This window comes from Massilia sp. CT11-108 (assembly GCF_047302915.1).
In the GTDB taxonomy this organism is placed as follows: Bacteria; Pseudomonadota; Gammaproteobacteria; order Burkholderiales; family Burkholderiaceae_D; genus Telluria; species Telluria orientalis.
The window spans coordinates 1-13,464 of record NZ_JBKYMO010000116.1 but is presented as its reverse complement, the minus strand read 5'-3'; the positions used below and the strand labels follow the sequence as shown (position 1 = coordinate 13,464).

Genomic DNA, 13,464 nt, shown 5'->3' with positions numbered 1-13,464 from the left:
GTGTCCGGCACTGCCGGACACGACTTCCCGCGGAAGCGGGAACCCATACACAGTCGGCTTTAGCCAGCTCAGCATGGATCCCCGCTTTCGCGGGGACGACTTCGGCGCGGGATGACCGCGCCAAAGTCGATTAACGCGAGTACAGTTCGACGATCAGCGCTTCGTTGACGTCGGCAGCGATCTCGTTACGCTCCGGATAGGCGCGGAAGGTTGCTTCCATTTTCTTGGCATCGACCGACACCCAGCTCGGGAAACCAACCTGCTCGGCCAGCGACAGCGCTTCGACGATACGGGTCTGCTTCTTGGCCTTTTCGCGGACGGCGATGACGTCGCCGGTCTTGACCTGGTACGAAGCGATGTTCACGACGTTGCCGTTCACGGTCAGCGCTTTGTGGCTGACCAGCTGACGTGCTTCGGCGCGGGTCGAGCCGAAGCCCATGCGGTAGACGACGTTGTCCAGACGCGATTCCAGCAGCTTCAGCAGGGTCTCACCGGTGTTGCCCTTGCGGCGCGACGCTTCGGCGAAGTAGCGGCGGAACTGACGCTCCAGCACACCGTAGATACGCTTGACCTTCTGCTTTTCACGCAGCTGGTTGCCGTAGTCCGACGTACGCTGGCCCGACTTGACGCCGTGCTGGCCCGGTTTGACGTCCAGTTTGCACTTGGAGTCGAGCGAGCGGCGTGCGCTCTTCAGGAACAGGTCGGTGCCTTCACGGCGCGACAGTTTTGCTTTAGGTCCGATATAACGTGCCACGTTAAACTTCCTTTGTTTGAATGATCACGCCCCGGATGCGGCTTGAGCCACAACAGGCGCTAGTCCAGTTCTTCGATGAGACCGGACGTGGCTTACAAAAACCTCATGACCAGGACGGCCCGAGGCGACAATAGCCGGGCAGTATAACCCATTTCCGGGTTAACTGCGCCGGCGATTCTTTACACCACGGCGTGTGGCGCATCAATGCTGCGGCGGGCGGCGAACCGCCCGGGCAACATTAGATACGACGACGCTTCGGCGGACGGCAGCCGTTGTGCGGAACCGGCGTCACGTCCTGGATCTCGGTGATCTTGATACCCAGGTTGTTCAGCGCGCGCACAGCCGACTCACGGCCCGGGCCCGGGCCCTTGATGCGGACTTCCAGGTTCTTCACGCCGTATTCCTGAGCAACCTTGCCAGCTGCTTCAGCTGCGACCTGAGCCGCAAACGGGGTCGATTTACGCGAACCCTTGAAACCTGCGCCGCCGGACGTCGCCCACGACAGGGCATTGCCCTGACGATCGGTGATCGTGATGATGGTGTTGTTGAACGATGCGTGGACGTGTGCGATGCCTTCGGCGACGTTCTTTTTGACTTTCTTGCGGATGCGGGCTGCAGCCGCCGAGCTTTGTTGCTTAGCCATGGTCAGTTCCTAGATTATTTCTTGAGCGATTGAGCTGCCTTGCGCGGGCCCTTGCGGGTACGTGCATTGGTACGGGTGCGTTGACCGCGGACCGGCAGGCCCTTGCGGTGACGCATGCCACGGTAGCAGCCCAGGTCCATCAGACGCTTGATGCTCATGGACAGCTCACGGCGCAGGTCGCCCTCGACCACGAACTTGCCGACTGCATCACGCAGCTTTTCCAGCTCGTTGTCGTCCAGGTCCTTGACCTTCTTGTTGGTCGCAACGCCGGTCGATTCGCAGATCTGCTTCGAGCGGGTACGGCCGATACCATAGATCGCCGTCAGGCCGATGACGGTGTGCTGGTGATTGGGGACGTTGACCCCTGCAATACGTGCCATTCGATATTCCTCGTATTAACCTTGACGCTGCTTGTGACGCGGCTCGACGCAGATCACACGGACCACGCCCTTGCGCTTGATGATCTTGCAGTTGCGGCAGATCCGCTTGACTGAAGCGTTAACTTTCATTTTGCACTCTCTTCCAGATTCGATAACTTGATTAGTTTTACTTGGTGCGGAACACGATGCGGGCCCGGGACAAGTCGTAAGGGGTCAGCTCCACCGTTACCTTGTCACCCGGAAGAATGCGGATGTAATTCATCCGCATTTTACCCGAGATATGTCCAAGCACCACGTGCCCGTTTTCCAGCTTCACGCGAAAGGTCGCGTTCGGGAGGTTCTCCAGAATCTCCCCTTGCATTTGGATGACGTCGTCTTTTGCCATTCGGTCTATTCACTCCTGGGGGCGCCAGCCGCTCAACGCGACGGGATACCGCCCTTGAAATTAGCCTTGCGCAGCAGCGATTCATATTGCTGCGACATGACGTAGTTCTGCACCTGCGCCATGAAATCCATCGTGACGACCACGATGATCAGGAGCGAGGTTCCGCCAAAGTAGAAAGGTACTTTCCACTGGCTCTGGAAGAACTCCGGCACCAGGCACACCAGCGTGATATAGACTGCACCGGCCAGGGTCAGGCGCATCAGGATCTTGTCGATGTAGCGTGCGGTCTGCTCGCCCGGACGGATGCCCGGTACAAACGCGCCGCTCTTCTTCAAGTTGTCCGCCGTTTCCTTGCTGTTGAATACCAGCGCCGTGTAGAAGAAGCAGAAGAACACGATGGCCACCGCATACAGCAACGCGTGGATCGGTTCGCCCGGGCTCAGCGAGGCAGCGAGGTCTTTCAGGAACCCGACGACGGGGCTGTTGACATCTTTGCCGCGCGTGAACCAGTCGACGATCGTGGCCGGGAACAGGATGATCGACGAAGCGAAGATCGGCGGGATCACCCCAGCCATGTTCAGCTTCAGCGGCAGGTGGCTGGTTTGGCCACCATAGATCTTGTTACCGACCTGGCGTTTCGCGTAATTCACCAGGATCTTGCGCTGGCCGCGTTCGACGAACACGACAGCGTAAGTCACCAGGGCTACCAGAATCACGATGACGATCGCGGAGAAGCTACCGATCGAACCGTTCGACACCAGGGTGAACAAGCCACTCAGTGCGCCCGGCAGACCAGCTGCGATACCGGCAAAAATGATGATCGAGATACCGTTGCCAAGACCACGTTCGGTGATCTGCTCGCCCAGCCACATGAGGAACATGGTGCCGGTCAGCAGGGTCACGACGGTTACGAGGCGGAAGCCCATGCCCGGATCGAGCACGAGGCCTTGCTGCGCCTCGAGCGCGACGGCGATACCGAACGCCTGGAACAGAGCCAGCACGACCGTGAAATAACGGGTGTACTGGGTGATCTTGCGGCGGCCGGCCTCGCCCTCCTTCTTCAGTGCCTCCATCTGCGGCGAGACGATCGACACCAGCTGCATGATGATCGAAGCCGAAATGTACGGCGTGATGCCAAGTGCGAACACGGCAAAACGAGACAAGGCACCACCCGAGAACATGTTGAACATGCCGAGAATGCCGCCCTCGTTCTGCTTGAACAGCTGGGCCATGGCGACCGGATCAATCCCGGGGACCGGGATATGAGCTCCGATACGGTACACGACCAATGCGCCAAGCAAGAACCACAACCGGCCCCAGGGGAAACCGGATGCAGCGCTTTTACCAAGTTGTGAATTAGTCGCCAATTTTTGCTCCGATCAGGCAGCGGTCGCGTTTAGGCGACCGAGCCGCCAGCTGCTTCGATCGCTGCTTTCGCGCCAGCGGTTGCCTTGATGCCTTTCAGGTTCACCGCTTTGGTGATTTCGCCCGACAGGATCACGCGCACGTCGCGAGCAACGACCGGCAGCACGCCGGCTTGCTTGAGCACCAGAACGTCGACGTCGGCAACGGCCAGGTTGTTCAGGTCCGACAGACGCACTTCAGCCTTGAACGTAGCGTTCAGCGACTTGAAGCCACGCTTCGGCAGACGGCGCTGCAGAGGCATCTGACCGCCTTCGAAGCCGACTTTGTGGAAGCCGCCCGAACGCGATTTCTGACCCTTGTGGCCGCGGCCGGCGGTCTTGCCCAGGCCCGAGCCGATACCGCGACCGACGCGGCGCTTGGCGTGTTTCGCGCCTTCAGCGGGTTGGATGGTATTGAGTTGCATTATTTTCTCCGTTGACCAAGCCGCGGCTTAGTCGACAATTTTCACGAGGTAGTTGACCTTGTTGATCATGCCGCGGATCGCCGGGGTGTCCTGCAGCTCGGAAACCGAGTTGACACGACGCAGACCCAGACCGCGCACGGTGGCGCGGTGATCCTGGCGGGTACCGATCAGGCCTTTGACCAGCTTGACTTTGATGGTGTTTGCCATAGTTATTCCCCTTAACCCAGGATCTCTTCCACCGACTTGCCGCGCTTGGCAGCGATGTCGGCCGGAGTGCTCATTTTTGCCAGACCGTCGAGGGTCGCGCGAACCAGGTTGTACGGGTTCGACGAACCGGTCGACTTGGCGACGACGTCGGTCACGCCCATGACTTCGAAGATTGCGCGCATTGCGCCACCTGCGATCACGCCGGTACCCGGCTTGGCCGGCGACATCATCACGTACGACGCGCCGTGGCGGCCGGTGACGGAGTGCTGCAGCGTACCGTTCTTCAGGGGCACCTTGATCAGGTTGCGGCGGGCTTCTTCCATCGCTTTTTGCACGCCGACCGGAACTTCCTTCGACTTGCCTTTGCCCATGCCGATGCGGCCATCGCCGTCACCGACAACGGTCAGCGCTGCAAAACCCATGATACGACCACCCTTCACCACTTTGGTGACGCGGTTGATCGCGATCATTTTCTCGCGCATGCCATCATCCGGCTTGTCGCTTGCCATTTTCGCTTGCATTTTTGCCATGACGATTCTTCCTTAGAACTTCAGACCAGCTTCGCGCGCGGCTTCTGCCAGCGCCTTCACACGGCCGTGGTAACGGAAACCCGAACGGTCGAATGCGACTTCGGTGATCCCTGCTTTCAGTGCTTTTTCTGCGACGCGCTTGCCAACCAGTGCGGCTGCAGCGGCGTTGCCGCCGGCACCCGACTTGCCGCCCAGCTCGGCGCGCACTTCTGCTTCCAGCGTCGAAGCCGAAACCAGGACCTTCGCATCCGGGCTGATCAGGTTCGCATAGATGTGCAGGTTCGTGCGGTGCACCGACAGGCGGTTCACGCCCAGCTGCGCGATCTTGATGCGGGTTTGGCGTCCGCGACGCAGACGCGATTCTTTCTTGTCCATCGTCAGCTCCGATTATTTCTTCTTGGTTTCTTTAAGCTTCACCACTTCGTCCGCATAACGGACACCCTTGCCTTTGTACGGCTCAGGCGAGCGGTAAGCGCGCACTTCTGCGGCAACCTGACCGACCTGTTGACGGTTGATACCCTTGATCAGGATCTCGGTCGGGGTCGGGGTCGCTGCGGTGACGCCTTCCGGCATCGCGTGCAGCACAGGGTGCGAGAAGCCCAGCGACAGGTTCAGGGCGTTGCCTTGGACGGCGGCCTTGTAACCCACGCCGACCAGGGTCAGGCGCTTTTCGAAACCTTTGGTGACACCGGTCACCATGTTGTTCACCAGTGCACGCAGGGTGCCCGACATGGCGTTCGATTCGCGGGAATCGTCGATCACGTCAAAGGTCAGCGTGCCATTGTTGTTTTCCACTTTGACCAGGCCGTTCAGCGGCTGGGTCAGGGTGCCCAGCGGGCCCTTGACGGTGATCGACGACGCGTTGATCGCGACATCGGTACCGGCCGGGACGGCGATTGGCATCTTAGCTACTCGAGACATCGTCTACTCCTTAAGCCACGTAGCAAATCACTTCGCCACCGACACCGGTAGCGCGTGCTTTGCGGTCGGTCATCACACCCTTCGGGGTCGAGACGATCGCCACGCCCAGGCCGTTCATGACCTGAGGGATCTCGTCTTTGCCCTTGTAGATGCGCAGGCCAGGACGGGAGACGCGCTCGATGCGCTCGATAACCGGACGGCCGACGTAGTACTTCAAACCGATTTTCAGTTCAGCCTTGCCACCTTCGGTGGACACGGCGTAATCTTCGATGTAACCCTCATCCTTCAGGACGTTGGCAATCGCAACTTTCAGCTTCGACGACGGCATTTCGACGGTGGTCTTCTGCACGCCTTGCGCGTTGCGAATACGGGTCAGCATATCGGCGATAGGATCGCTCATACTCATTGCTTATTCTCCTATTACCAGCTAGCTTTGGTCATACCCGGGATTTCGCCTTTCATGGCGAATTCGCGGAGTTTGGTACGGGCCAGACCGAATTTACGGAAAGTGCCACGGGGACGGCCGGTCATGGCGCAGCGGTTACGCTGGCGGGTCGGCGCCGAGTTACGCGGCAGGGCCTGCAGCTTCAGGCGTGCTTCGTAACGCTCTTCTTCGGTCTTCGACTGGTCGTCGATGATTGCTTTCAGAGCGGCACGCTTTGCGGCGAATTTCTCCACCAGGTCTGCACGCTTCTGTTCGCGGTTAATCAGTGCAAGTTTTGCCATGTTCTTAGTTCCGGAACGGGAATTTGAATGCGGCGAGCAGCGCTTTGGCTTCTTCGTCGGTCTTAGCGGTCGTGGTGATCGAGATGTTCATGCCACGCAGCGCATCGATCTTGTCGTAATCGATTTCCGGGAAGATGATCTGCTCTTTGACGCCGATGTTGTAGTTGCCGCGACCATCGAACGATTTGCCGCTGACGCCACGGAAGTCACGCACGCGCGGCAGGGCCACGGTGATGAAACGGTCCAGGAATTCGTACATGCGGGCGCCACGCAGGGTCACCATCGTGCCGATCGGGTAGCCTTCGCGGATCTTGAAACCTGCGATTGCCTTGCGAGCCTTGGTCACGACCGGCTTCTGGCCAGCGATCTTCGTCAGGTCGCCGGTTGCGTGCTCGATGATCTTCTTGTCGGCGACAGCTTCCGACAGACCCATGTTCAGGGTGATCTTGGTCAGGCGCGGCACTTCCATCACCGACTTGTAACCGAATTTTTCGGTCAGTTCGGCAACGACTTTGTCTTTATAAACTTGTTGGAGACGGGCCATTTCTCATTACCCTTTCACTACTTCGCCGTTCGACTTGAAGACGCGGACTTTTTTGCCATCCACTTCTTTGAAGCCAACGCGATCAGCCTTGCCGGTCGCTGCGTTAAACAGCGCGACGTTCGACACGTGAATCGGCATGGTCTTGTCGACGATACCACCAGTTACGCCGGTCATCGGGTTCGGCTTGACGGCCTTCTTGGCCACGTTCACGCCTTCGACGATGACGTGCTCAGCATCTACGCGCTGCTGAACGACACCGCGCTTGCCTTTGTCTTTACCGGCCAGAACGATGACTTCGTCGTTTTTACGAATCTTATCCATTGCTGCTCCCTTACAGAACTTCAGGTGCCAGGGACACGATCTTCATGAACTTCTCGGTACGCAGTTCGCGCGTCACCGGTCCGAAGATGCGGGTACCGATCGGCTCCAGCTTGCTGTTCAGCAGGACGGCGGCATTGCCGTCGAACTTCACCAGGGAGCCGTCCTGGCGGCGCACACCTTTAGCGGTACGCACGACCACGGCGTTGTAGATTTCACCCTTCTTGACGCGGCCGCGCGGAGCAGCTTGCTTCACGGTGACCTTGATCACGTCGCCAATGCTGGCGTAACGGCGCTTGGAGCCGCCCAATACCTTGATGCACAGAACTTCTTTTGCACCGGTATTGTCGGCCACTTCGAGCCGGCTTTCGGTTTGAATCATGATATTTTCTTTCCCAACTTAAGCCGAAGAAACCCCACGGAAAACCGTAGGCCTGCGGTCAGTCTTGGTCCCGCCGTCCGCACTCATTGCAAGCGCGTACGTTTGGGTGATTGGACTTTCCAATGTTCGTTGCAGGCCGCAGTTACCGAAGGACAAACTGCGGCAACACATGAACGAAGCCCGCTAGTATTCCACATACCAGCGGGCCACGCAAGACAAATTTTCCGGGGGCGTTGTAAAACCTACTGCGCAAAGCTCGCTACGGTTTTACAAGGCCCCGGTTTTGGATCAGAGAACCGGAGCGACCTGCAGAACTTTGGTCAGGGTCCAAGCCTTCGTCTTCGAGATCGGGCGACCTTCCGCGATCTCGACGGTGTCGCCGATTTTCGCCTGGTTGGTCTCGTCGTGCGCGTGATACTTGTTCGAGCGCACGATGATCTTGCCGTACAGCGGGTGCTTGACGTGACGCTCGATCAGCACGGTCACCGTCTTGTCCATCTTGTCGGACACGACTTTGCCGACCAGCGTACGCTTCAGCGCCGTTTTAGTGGTGTCGTTCATTTGGCTTCCTTCTGGTTCATCACAGTCTTGACACGCGCGATATCGCGGCGCACCTTCTTGAGCTGGGCGGTGTTCGTCAGTTGCTGCGTAGCGATTTGCATGCGCAGGCCGAACTGTGCCTTCAGCAGCTCATTCAGCTCTTGTTGCAGAGCTGCCTGGTCCTTGCCGCGGAGTTCCGTTGCTTTCATTCTTAACTCCTGTTATTGACCGACTTGACGCACGACGAACGTCGTCGCCAGCGGCAGTTTGGCGGCAGCCAGACGGAAGGCTTCGCGCGCCAGTTCTTCAGCGACGCCGTCCATTTCGTACAGGACCTTGCCCGGCTGGATCTCGGCCACGTAGTACTCCGGATTACCTTTACCGTTACCCATACGGACTTCAGCCGGCTTGTTCGAGATCGGCTTGTCCGGGAAGATACGGATCCAGATACGGCCGCCACGCTTGATGTGACGGGTCATGGCACGACGTGCAGCTTCGATCTGGCGTGCGGTGATACGGCCGCGGGCAACTGCCTTCAGACCGAATTCGCCGAACGAGACCGCGGTGCCGCGGGTGTGCGAAATGCCGGTGTTGCGGCCTTTCTGCTCTTTACGATACTTTCTGCGGGATGGCTGCAGCATGCTTATTCTCCTGCTTTCTCAGCGGCCGGCTTGGCAGCACGGCGGCCTGCGGGTGCGGTACCTGGCTTGGCGCCCGGGCGGCCACGGCCAGCCGGTTTGCCATCGTCACGACGCGGACCGCGCGGCTTTTTCTCGTCGGCCGGAACGTCGATCACCGGTGCTTCGCCGGTCGGCGAACGGTCACCCTTGTAGACCCAGACTTTCACGCCGATGATGCCGTACGTGGTCGAGGCTTCGCTGGTGCCGTAGTCGATATCGGCGCGCAGGGTGTGCAGGGGCACACGGCCTTCGCGGTACCATTCGGTACGTGCGATCTCGATGCCGTTCAGGCGGCCCGACGACATGATCTTGATGCCGACAGCGCCCAGACGCATCGCGTTCTGCATCGCACGCTTCATGGCGCGGCGGAACATGATACGTTTTTCGAGCTGCTGGGCGATCGAGTCGGCGATCAGCTGCGAGTCGATTTCCGGCTTGCGGATTTCTTCGATATTGACGTGCACCGGCACGCCCATGATCTTCGTCAGCGACGACTTCAGGACTTCGATGTCTTCGCCCTTCTTGCCGATGACGACGCCCGGACGCGACGAGTAGATCGTGAAGCGCGCGTTCTTGGCCGGACGCTCGATGACGATGCGGCCGACGGAGGCGTTCTTCAGTTTCTTCTTCAGGAAAGCGCGGGCTTCCAGGTCTTCCTTCAGCATGTCGGCGAAGTTGCCGTTGCCAGCGTACCAGCGCGATGCCCAGTTACGGGTGACCGCCAGGCGGAAGCCGGTTGGGTGGATTTTCTGACCCATCGTGTGACTCCTTAGTTACCGACAGTCACGAAGATGTGACAGGATTGTTTCGAAATGCGATCGCCGCGGCCTTTGGCACGTGCCGTAAAGCGCTTCAGGATCGGGCCCTTTTCGACATAGATCTGAACCACTTTCAGTTCGTCGATGTCGGCACCATCGTTGTGCTCGGCGTTCGCGATTGCGGACTCCAGCACTTTCTTGATGATGGTCGCGCCTTTTTTCGGGCTGAACTGCAGGATGTTCAGCGCGGCGTCGACTTTCTTGCCGCGGATCAGATCGGCGACGAGGCGGCCTTTCTGTTCCGACAGGCGGACGCCTTTGAGGATAGCTTTAGTTTCCATTATTTCTTCGCCTTCTTGTCAGCGGCGTGGCCCTTGAACGTGCGGGTCAGGGCGAATTCGCCCAGCTTGTGACCCACCATGTTCTCGGACACGTACACCGGCACGTGCACTTTACCGTTGTGAACGGCGATCGTCAGACCGATGAAGTCCGGGGTGATCGTCGAGCGGCGCGACCAGGTTTTGACCGGCTTTTTGTCTTTGTTCGCTTGCGCGGTTTCGACTTTTTTCACCAGGTGGGCGTCAATGAACGGCCCTTTTTTCAATGAACGAGTCATGTCTTATCCTTATTTCTTGCCGCGGCGCGAGACGATCATCGACGACGTGCGCTTGTTCGAACGCGTCTTCTTGCCCTTCGTCTGCTGGCCCCATGGCGACACCGGGTGACGACCCGCAGCCGTACGACCTTCACCACCGCCGTGCGGGTGGTCGATCGGGTTCATCACGACACCGCGAACGGTCGGGCGGACACCGCGCCAACGCATTGCACCGGCTTTACCGATCTTGCGCAGGTTGTGCTCGCCGTTGCCGACTTCGCCAACCGTTGCGCGGCACTCGATGTGCACGCGGCGCACTTCACCCGAGCGCAGGCGAACCTGGGCGTAGGTACCTTCGCGAGCCATCAGCACGACGCCGGCGCCTGCGGTACGGGCCATCTGGGCACCCTTACCCGGCAGCATTTCGACGCAGTGCATGGTGGTACCGACCGGGATGTTGCGGATCGGCAGGCAGTTACCCGACTTGATCGGCGCTTCCGAGCCGTTCATGACGGTATCGCCCACGGCCATGCCCTTGGTAGCGATGATGTACGCGCGGAAACCGTCGGCGTAGCACACCAGAGCGATGTGCGCGCTGCGGTTCGGGTCGTATTCAATGCGCTCGACCTTGGCCGGGATACCGTCCTTGTTGCGCTTGAAGTCGACCACGCGGTAGTGGTGCTTGTGACCACCGCCGATGTGGCGGGTGGTGATGTGACCGTTGTTGTTACGGCCAGCGGTCTTCGATTTCTTCTCAACCAGGGCTGCGAACGGACGACCCTTGTACAGGTCGGCGTTCACAACCTTCACCATGCCGCGGCGGCCTGGGGAGGTTGGCTTCATCTTAACGAGTGCCATTATTTAGCCTCCTCGACAAAATTGATTTCCTGGCCCGGTTTCAGGGCCACGAAAGCGCGCTTGGTGTGGTTGCGGCGACCGGTGAAACGGCCCGAACGCTTCTGCTTGCCTTCGCGGTTCACGGTCTGGACCGATTCCACTTCGACTTTGAACAGCAGCTCGACGGCGGCTTTGATTTCCGGCTTGGTCGCGTCCGGCAGGACCTTGAACACGATCTGTTCGTTCTTTTCCGCGACGAAGGTCGCCTTTTCGGAAATGACCGGAGCCAGCAGCACCTTCATCAGGCGCTCTTCGCTGAATTTGATTGCGGCGCTCATGCGTACATCTCCTCGATCTTGGCCAGAGCAGCTTTGGTGACCAGGACTTTCTTGTAGAACACCAGCGACATCGGGTCGGCGTGCTTCGGCTCGACAACCAGCACGTTCGGCAGGTTGCGCGATGCCAGCAGCAGGTTTTCATCGATGGTGTCGGTGATCACCAGGACCGAGTCCAGACCCATGCCCTGCAGCTTTTGCGACAGCAGCTTGGTCTTCGGTGCTTCGACGGTCAGGTTCTCGATGACGCTCAGGCGGTCTTCGCGGGCCAGCTGCGAGAAGATCGAGCAGATACCTGCGCGATGCATCTTCTTGTTGACCTTGTGCGAGAAGTTCTCGTCCGGCGAGTTCGGGAAGATACGGCCACCACCGCGCCACAGCGGCGACGACGACATACCGGCACGAGCACGGCCCGTACCTTTTTGACGCCACGGCTTCTTGGTCGTGTGGGAGACTTCTTCACGATCCTTCTGCTTGCGGTTGCCCGAGCGCGCGTTGGCGGCGTAGGCGACCACGATCTGGTGGATCAGGGCTTCGTTGTAATCACGGCCGAACACGGTGTCGGCGGCGTTGACTGCGGCGCCAGCTTGACCTTGCTCATTCAGGAGCTTGAGTTCCATCGCTTATGCTCCTTTCTTGGCTTTGACCTTGACTGCCGGCTTGACGATCACTTGACCGTTCTTGGCGCCAGGAACGGCACCCTTAACCAGCAGCAGTTGACGCTCGGCGTCGATACGGGCGATTTCCAGGTTCTGGGTCGTGACAGTGACGTCACCCATGTGACCGGTCATGCGCTTACCCGGGAACACGCGGCCCGGATCCTGTGCCATACCGATGGAACCCGGCACGTTGTGCGAACGCGAGTTACCGTGGGTGGCGCGGCCCGACGAGAAGTTGTAACGCTTGATGGTACCGGCGTAGCCTTTACCGATCGAGGTGCCTTGCACGTCGATCTTCTGGCCCACTTCGAACAGCGAGACGTTGACTGCGTCGCCAGCTTTGAAACCAGCGGCTTGAGCGGCTTCGACGCGGAATTCCTTCAGCATCGTGCCAGCTTCGACGCCAGCTTTGGCGTAGTGACCGGCAGCGGCCTTGTTCACGCGGGAAGCGCGACGTTGACCGAAGACGACCTGAACTGCGGCATAACCATCAGTTTCAGGAGTTTTGATTTGCGCAACACGGTTGTTCGACACGTCCAGCACGGTAACGGGGATCGAATCACCGTCGTCCGTGAAGATGCGCATCATGCCAACCTTGCGACCGAGAAGGCCCAGGCTCATTTTTTCTCCATTCCCACCTGCGATTGGGCGGGGCTAGTTGACTATCGGAAGTTTTAAAAAAACTTCCTCTTAAACGCATGGGCCAAAAAAAGATAGGCCCACACCGAAGCCGGCTAGTATAGCGCGCGCAACGGATGGACGCAACAGGAAAATGCGAAGCTGACGCGGCCTGTTGCGCTTTACGCTAGAGTCGTGGAGATCAGAGAATCCGTTCAAGCTGAACGGCACAGAAAAGACACCTTGGCATCTTTTCTCTACAGGCTCGAGGCCTGCGATATGGAGGAATTCTGGTGGGCGGTGCAGGATTCGAACCTGCGACCCCTTGGATGTCGACCAAGTATTCTAACCAGCTGAACTAACCGCCCGGGGAGCCGCATTATACGAGGATGTTTTAGCAAAGCGCAATACCCAATCCAAAAAACTCGCCATTCCGTGATTCGGTGCAATCATCTCACAGGTTGTCGATGTTATTTTGCAATGTTATCCTTGACGGGTTCCACCGGGGACGAGCGCCGTCTCACACCATAAATACAACCCTCACGCTGGCGCCCCGTTTCAAGCTCACCGTCCGTCCCCGTCGCGTGGATGCCAAGCCGCATCCGCTTTCCTGCGCGCGCACCCGGCCACCGGCCGCGGCCCTGCACGCCTCACTCCCTGCCACGTCCGCGCTCGAGCGGGCCGCGTGGCGGACATCGCTCGACAAGGATGACCATGACCGCATTGCCTTTCCGTTCCCGTACCCCTTACCTCGATCCGCGCAAGCTCGTGCTCGCCACCGACCTCGACGGCACCCTGCTCGCCGGCCCGCAGGAAGCGCGCCG

26 protein-coding genes and 1 tRNA gene are annotated in these 13,464 nt (G+C 59.2%); all 27 read right to left on the bottom strand.

Annotated elements, in window-relative coordinates; genetic code table 11:
* Positions 1–130: 130 nt before the first annotated feature.
* The 27 genes from rpsD to ACEN88_RS11885 all read right to left on the bottom strand — a co-directional run bounded on the left by rpsD (position 131) and on the right by ACEN88_RS11885 (position 13,008).
* Positions 131–754, bottom strand: a complete 624-nt coding sequence (rpsD, locus tag ACEN88_RS12015; protein ID WP_036240371.1) for a 30S ribosomal protein S4 — start codon at positions 752–754, stop codon at positions 131–133.
* Between the two features lie 238 nt (positions 755–992).
* Positions 993–1,397, bottom strand: coding sequence for a 30S ribosomal protein S11 (gene rpsK, locus ACEN88_RS12010; RefSeq protein ID WP_036172227.1), 405 nt, complete (start codon positions 1,395–1,397; stop codon positions 993–995).
* A gap of 14 nt (positions 1,398–1,411) precedes the next feature.
* On the bottom strand, positions 1,412–1,777 hold the full coding sequence (rpsM, locus tag ACEN88_RS12005) for a 30S ribosomal protein S13 (RefSeq protein WP_036240369.1): 366 nt from the start codon (positions 1,775–1,777) through the stop codon (positions 1,412–1,414).
* Between the two features lie 15 nt (positions 1,778–1,792).
* Positions 1,793–1,906 carry a 50S ribosomal protein L36 gene (gene rpmJ / locus ACEN88_RS12000; protein ID WP_005663407.1) on the bottom strand — a complete coding sequence of 38 codons (114 nt, stop codon included), beginning with the start codon at positions 1,904–1,906 and terminating at the stop codon, positions 1,793–1,795.
* 37 nt (positions 1,907–1,943) lie between these two features.
* The gene (gene infA / locus ACEN88_RS11995) at positions 1,944–2,162 is read right to left on the bottom strand and encodes a translation initiation factor IF-1 (RefSeq protein WP_005663428.1); all 219 of its coding nucleotides are present in this window, start codon (positions 2,160–2,162) and stop codon (positions 1,944–1,946) included.
* Positions 2,163–2,194: 32 nt separating this feature from the next.
* A complete protein-coding gene (secY, locus tag ACEN88_RS11990) occupies positions 2,195–3,529 on the bottom strand; it encodes a preprotein translocase subunit SecY (protein ID WP_413339836.1) in 1,335 nt (444 codons plus the stop codon).
* Between the two features lie 29 nt (positions 3,530–3,558).
* On the bottom strand, positions 3,559–3,990 hold the full coding sequence (gene rplO, locus ACEN88_RS11985; RefSeq protein WP_036240364.1) for a 50S ribosomal protein L15: 432 nt from the start codon (positions 3,988–3,990) through the stop codon (positions 3,559–3,561).
* A 27-nt stretch (positions 3,991–4,017) separates the two neighbouring features.
* Positions 4,018–4,197, bottom strand: a complete 180-nt coding sequence (rpmD, locus tag ACEN88_RS11980) for a 50S ribosomal protein L30 (RefSeq protein WP_036240361.1) — start codon at positions 4,195–4,197, stop codon at positions 4,018–4,020.
* Positions 4,198–4,208: 11 nt separating this feature from the next.
* Positions 4,209–4,727 carry a 30S ribosomal protein S5 gene (rpsE, locus tag ACEN88_RS11975; RefSeq protein ID WP_036240359.1) on the bottom strand — a complete coding sequence of 173 codons (519 nt, stop codon included), beginning with the start codon at positions 4,725–4,727 and terminating at the stop codon, positions 4,209–4,211.
* A gap of 12 nt (positions 4,728–4,739) precedes the next feature.
* The gene (gene rplR / locus ACEN88_RS11970) at positions 4,740–5,102 is read right to left on the bottom strand and encodes a 50S ribosomal protein L18 (RefSeq protein ID WP_036240357.1); all 363 of its coding nucleotides are present in this window, start codon (positions 5,100–5,102) and stop codon (positions 4,740–4,742) included.
* A 12-nt stretch (positions 5,103–5,114) separates the two neighbouring features.
* The gene (gene rplF, locus ACEN88_RS11965; protein ID WP_056126497.1) at positions 5,115–5,648 is read right to left on the bottom strand and encodes a 50S ribosomal protein L6; all 534 of its coding nucleotides are present in this window, start codon (positions 5,646–5,648) and stop codon (positions 5,115–5,117) included.
* Positions 5,649–5,658: 10 nt separating this feature from the next.
* Positions 5,659–6,054, bottom strand: a complete 396-nt coding sequence (gene rpsH, locus ACEN88_RS11960; protein ID WP_036240352.1) for a 30S ribosomal protein S8 — start codon at positions 6,052–6,054, stop codon at positions 5,659–5,661.
* Between the two features lie 14 nt (positions 6,055–6,068).
* Positions 6,069–6,374, bottom strand: a complete 306-nt coding sequence (rpsN, locus tag ACEN88_RS11955) for a 30S ribosomal protein S14 (protein ID WP_036240351.1) — start codon at positions 6,372–6,374, stop codon at positions 6,069–6,071.
* A 4-nt stretch (positions 6,375–6,378) separates the two neighbouring features.
* Complete coding sequence (gene rplE, locus ACEN88_RS11950; RefSeq protein WP_036240349.1) at positions 6,379–6,918, bottom strand: 50S ribosomal protein L5; 540 nt, start codon at positions 6,916–6,918, stop codon at positions 6,379–6,381.
* A gap of 6 nt (positions 6,919–6,924) precedes the next feature.
* Positions 6,925–7,239, bottom strand: coding sequence for a 50S ribosomal protein L24 (gene rplX, locus ACEN88_RS11945; protein WP_036240348.1), 315 nt, complete (start codon positions 7,237–7,239; stop codon positions 6,925–6,927).
* A gap of 10 nt (positions 7,240–7,249) precedes the next feature.
* Positions 7,250–7,618: a 50S ribosomal protein L14 gene (rplN, locus tag ACEN88_RS11940; protein ID WP_056126494.1), complete on the bottom strand. Its 369-nt coding sequence runs from the start codon at positions 7,616–7,618 to the stop codon at positions 7,250–7,252.
* Positions 7,619–7,906: 288 nt separating this feature from the next.
* Positions 7,907–8,179 (bottom strand): 30S ribosomal protein S17, encoded by a 273-nt coding sequence (gene rpsQ, locus ACEN88_RS11935; protein ID WP_036240344.1) that lies wholly within the window; start codon positions 8,177–8,179, stop codon positions 7,907–7,909.
* Positions 8,176–8,367, bottom strand: coding sequence for a 50S ribosomal protein L29 (gene rpmC, locus ACEN88_RS11930; protein WP_036240341.1), 192 nt, complete (start codon positions 8,365–8,367; stop codon positions 8,176–8,178). Before rpmC ends, rpsQ begins: the two co-directional genes overlap by 4 nt.
* A gap of 12 nt (positions 8,368–8,379) precedes the next feature.
* The gene (rplP, locus tag ACEN88_RS11925) at positions 8,380–8,799 is read right to left on the bottom strand and encodes a 50S ribosomal protein L16 (protein WP_005663456.1); all 420 of its coding nucleotides are present in this window, start codon (positions 8,797–8,799) and stop codon (positions 8,380–8,382) included.
* A 2-nt stretch (positions 8,800–8,801) separates the two neighbouring features.
* Entirely contained in the window at positions 8,802–9,596 is a 795-nt protein-coding gene (gene rpsC, locus ACEN88_RS11920) for a 30S ribosomal protein S3 (RefSeq protein ID WP_036240339.1), read from the bottom strand.
* 11 nt (positions 9,597–9,607) lie between these two features.
* Entirely contained in the window at positions 9,608–9,940 is a 333-nt protein-coding gene (rplV, locus tag ACEN88_RS11915) for a 50S ribosomal protein L22 (RefSeq protein ID WP_179966292.1), read from the bottom strand.
* Positions 9,937–10,212 carry a 30S ribosomal protein S19 gene (gene rpsS / locus ACEN88_RS11910; RefSeq protein WP_056449183.1) on the bottom strand — a complete coding sequence of 92 codons (276 nt, stop codon included), beginning with the start codon at positions 10,210–10,212 and terminating at the stop codon, positions 9,937–9,939. Before rpsS ends, rplV begins: the two co-directional genes overlap by 4 nt.
* Positions 10,213–10,221: 9 nt before the next feature.
* Positions 10,222–11,049 (bottom strand): 50S ribosomal protein L2, encoded by an 828-nt coding sequence (gene rplB, locus ACEN88_RS11905; RefSeq protein WP_036240335.1) that lies wholly within the window; start codon positions 11,047–11,049, stop codon positions 10,222–10,224.
* Positions 11,049–11,366: a 50S ribosomal protein L23 gene (gene rplW / locus ACEN88_RS11900; RefSeq protein ID WP_036240333.1), complete on the bottom strand. Its 318-nt coding sequence runs from the start codon at positions 11,364–11,366 to the stop codon at positions 11,049–11,051. The genes rplB and rplW overlap by 1 nt, the downstream gene beginning before the upstream one ends.
* Positions 11,363–11,983 carry a 50S ribosomal protein L4 gene (gene rplD, locus ACEN88_RS11895; RefSeq protein WP_056126492.1) on the bottom strand — a complete coding sequence of 207 codons (621 nt, stop codon included), beginning with the start codon at positions 11,981–11,983 and terminating at the stop codon, positions 11,363–11,365. Before rplD ends, rplW begins: the two co-directional genes overlap by 4 nt.
* Before the next feature lie 3 nt (positions 11,984–11,986).
* Positions 11,987–12,643: a 50S ribosomal protein L3 gene (gene rplC / locus ACEN88_RS11890; protein WP_036240330.1), complete on the bottom strand. Its 657-nt coding sequence runs from the start codon at positions 12,641–12,643 to the stop codon at positions 11,987–11,989.
* A gap of 288 nt (positions 12,644–12,931) precedes the next feature.
* Positions 12,932–13,008 (bottom strand) — tRNA-Val (locus tag ACEN88_RS11885).
* Positions 13,009–13,464: the final 456 nt, after the last annotated feature.

What these genes read in the sequence shown, in the direction of transcription:
- rplN (WP_056126494.1), bottom strand. Translation starts at nt 7,618, where the DNA reads ATGATTCAAACCGAAAGCCGGCTCGAAGTGGCCGACAATACCGGTGCA.
- rpmJ (WP_005663407.1), bottom strand. Translation starts at nt 1,906, where the DNA reads ATGAAAGTTAACGCTTCAGTCAAGCGGATCTGCCGCAACTGCAAGATC.
- rpsN (WP_036240351.1), bottom strand. Translation starts at nt 6,374, where the DNA reads ATGGCAAAACTTGCACTGATTAACCGCGAACAGAAGCGTGCAGACCTG.
- rpsC (WP_036240339.1), bottom strand. Translation starts at nt 9,596, where the DNA reads ATGGGTCAGAAAATCCACCCAACCGGCTTCCGCCTGGCGGTCACCCGT.
- rpsE (WP_036240359.1), bottom strand. Translation starts at nt 4,727, where the DNA reads ATGGCAAAAATGCAAGCGAAAATGGCAAGCGACAAGCCGGATGATGGC.
- rpsQ (WP_036240344.1), bottom strand. Translation starts at nt 8,179, where the DNA reads ATGAACGACACCACTAAAACGGCGCTGAAGCGTACGCTGGTCGGCAAA.
- rplP (WP_005663456.1), bottom strand. Translation starts at nt 8,799, where the DNA reads ATGCTGCAGCCATCCCGCAGAAAGTATCGTAAAGAGCAGAAAGGCCGC.
- rplX (WP_036240348.1), bottom strand. Translation starts at nt 7,239, where the DNA reads ATGGATAAGATTCGTAAAAACGACGAAGTCATCGTTCTGGCCGGTAAA.
- rplF (WP_056126497.1), bottom strand. Translation starts at nt 5,648, where the DNA reads ATGTCTCGAGTAGCTAAGATGCCAATCGCCGTCCCGGCCGGTACCGAT.
- rpmC (WP_036240341.1), bottom strand. Translation starts at nt 8,367, where the DNA reads ATGAAAGCAACGGAACTCCGCGGCAAGGACCAGGCAGCTCTGCAACAA.
- rplR (WP_036240357.1), bottom strand. Translation starts at nt 5,102, where the DNA reads ATGGACAAGAAAGAATCGCGTCTGCGTCGCGGACGCCAAACCCGCATC.
- rplE (WP_036240349.1), bottom strand. Translation starts at nt 6,918, where the DNA reads ATGGCCCGTCTCCAACAAGTTTATAAAGACAAAGTCGTTGCCGAACTG.
- rpsM (WP_036240369.1), bottom strand. Translation starts at nt 1,777, where the DNA reads ATGGCACGTATTGCAGGGGTCAACGTCCCCAATCACCAGCACACCGTC.
- rpsK (WP_036172227.1), bottom strand. Translation starts at nt 1,397, where the DNA reads ATGGCTAAGCAACAAAGCTCGGCGGCTGCAGCCCGCATCCGCAAGAAA.
- rpmD (WP_036240361.1), bottom strand. Translation starts at nt 4,197, where the DNA reads ATGGCAAACACCATCAAAGTCAAGCTGGTCAAAGGCCTGATCGGTACC.
- infA (WP_005663428.1), bottom strand. Translation starts at nt 2,162, where the DNA reads ATGGCAAAAGACGACGTCATCCAAATGCAAGGGGAGATTCTGGAGAAC.
- rplW (WP_036240333.1), bottom strand. Translation starts at nt 11,366, where the DNA reads ATGAGCGCCGCAATCAAATTCAGCGAAGAGCGCCTGATGAAGGTGCTG.
- rplB (WP_036240335.1), bottom strand. Translation starts at nt 11,049, where the DNA reads ATGGCACTCGTTAAGATGAAGCCAACCTCCCCAGGCCGCCGCGGCATG.
- rplD (WP_056126492.1), bottom strand. Translation starts at nt 11,983, where the DNA reads ATGGAACTCAAGCTCCTGAATGAGCAAGGTCAAGCTGGCGCCGCAGTC.
- rplC (WP_036240330.1), bottom strand. Translation starts at nt 12,643, where the DNA reads ATGAGCCTGGGCCTTCTCGGTCGCAAGGTTGGCATGATGCGCATCTTC.
- rplO (WP_036240364.1), bottom strand. Translation starts at nt 3,990, where the DNA reads ATGCAACTCAATACCATCCAACCCGCTGAAGGCGCGAAACACGCCAAG.
- rpsH (WP_036240352.1), bottom strand. Translation starts at nt 6,054, where the DNA reads ATGAGTATGAGCGATCCTATCGCCGATATGCTGACCCGTATTCGCAAC.
- rpsS (WP_056449183.1), bottom strand. Translation starts at nt 10,212, where the DNA reads ATGACTCGTTCATTGAAAAAAGGGCCGTTCATTGACGCCCACCTGGTG.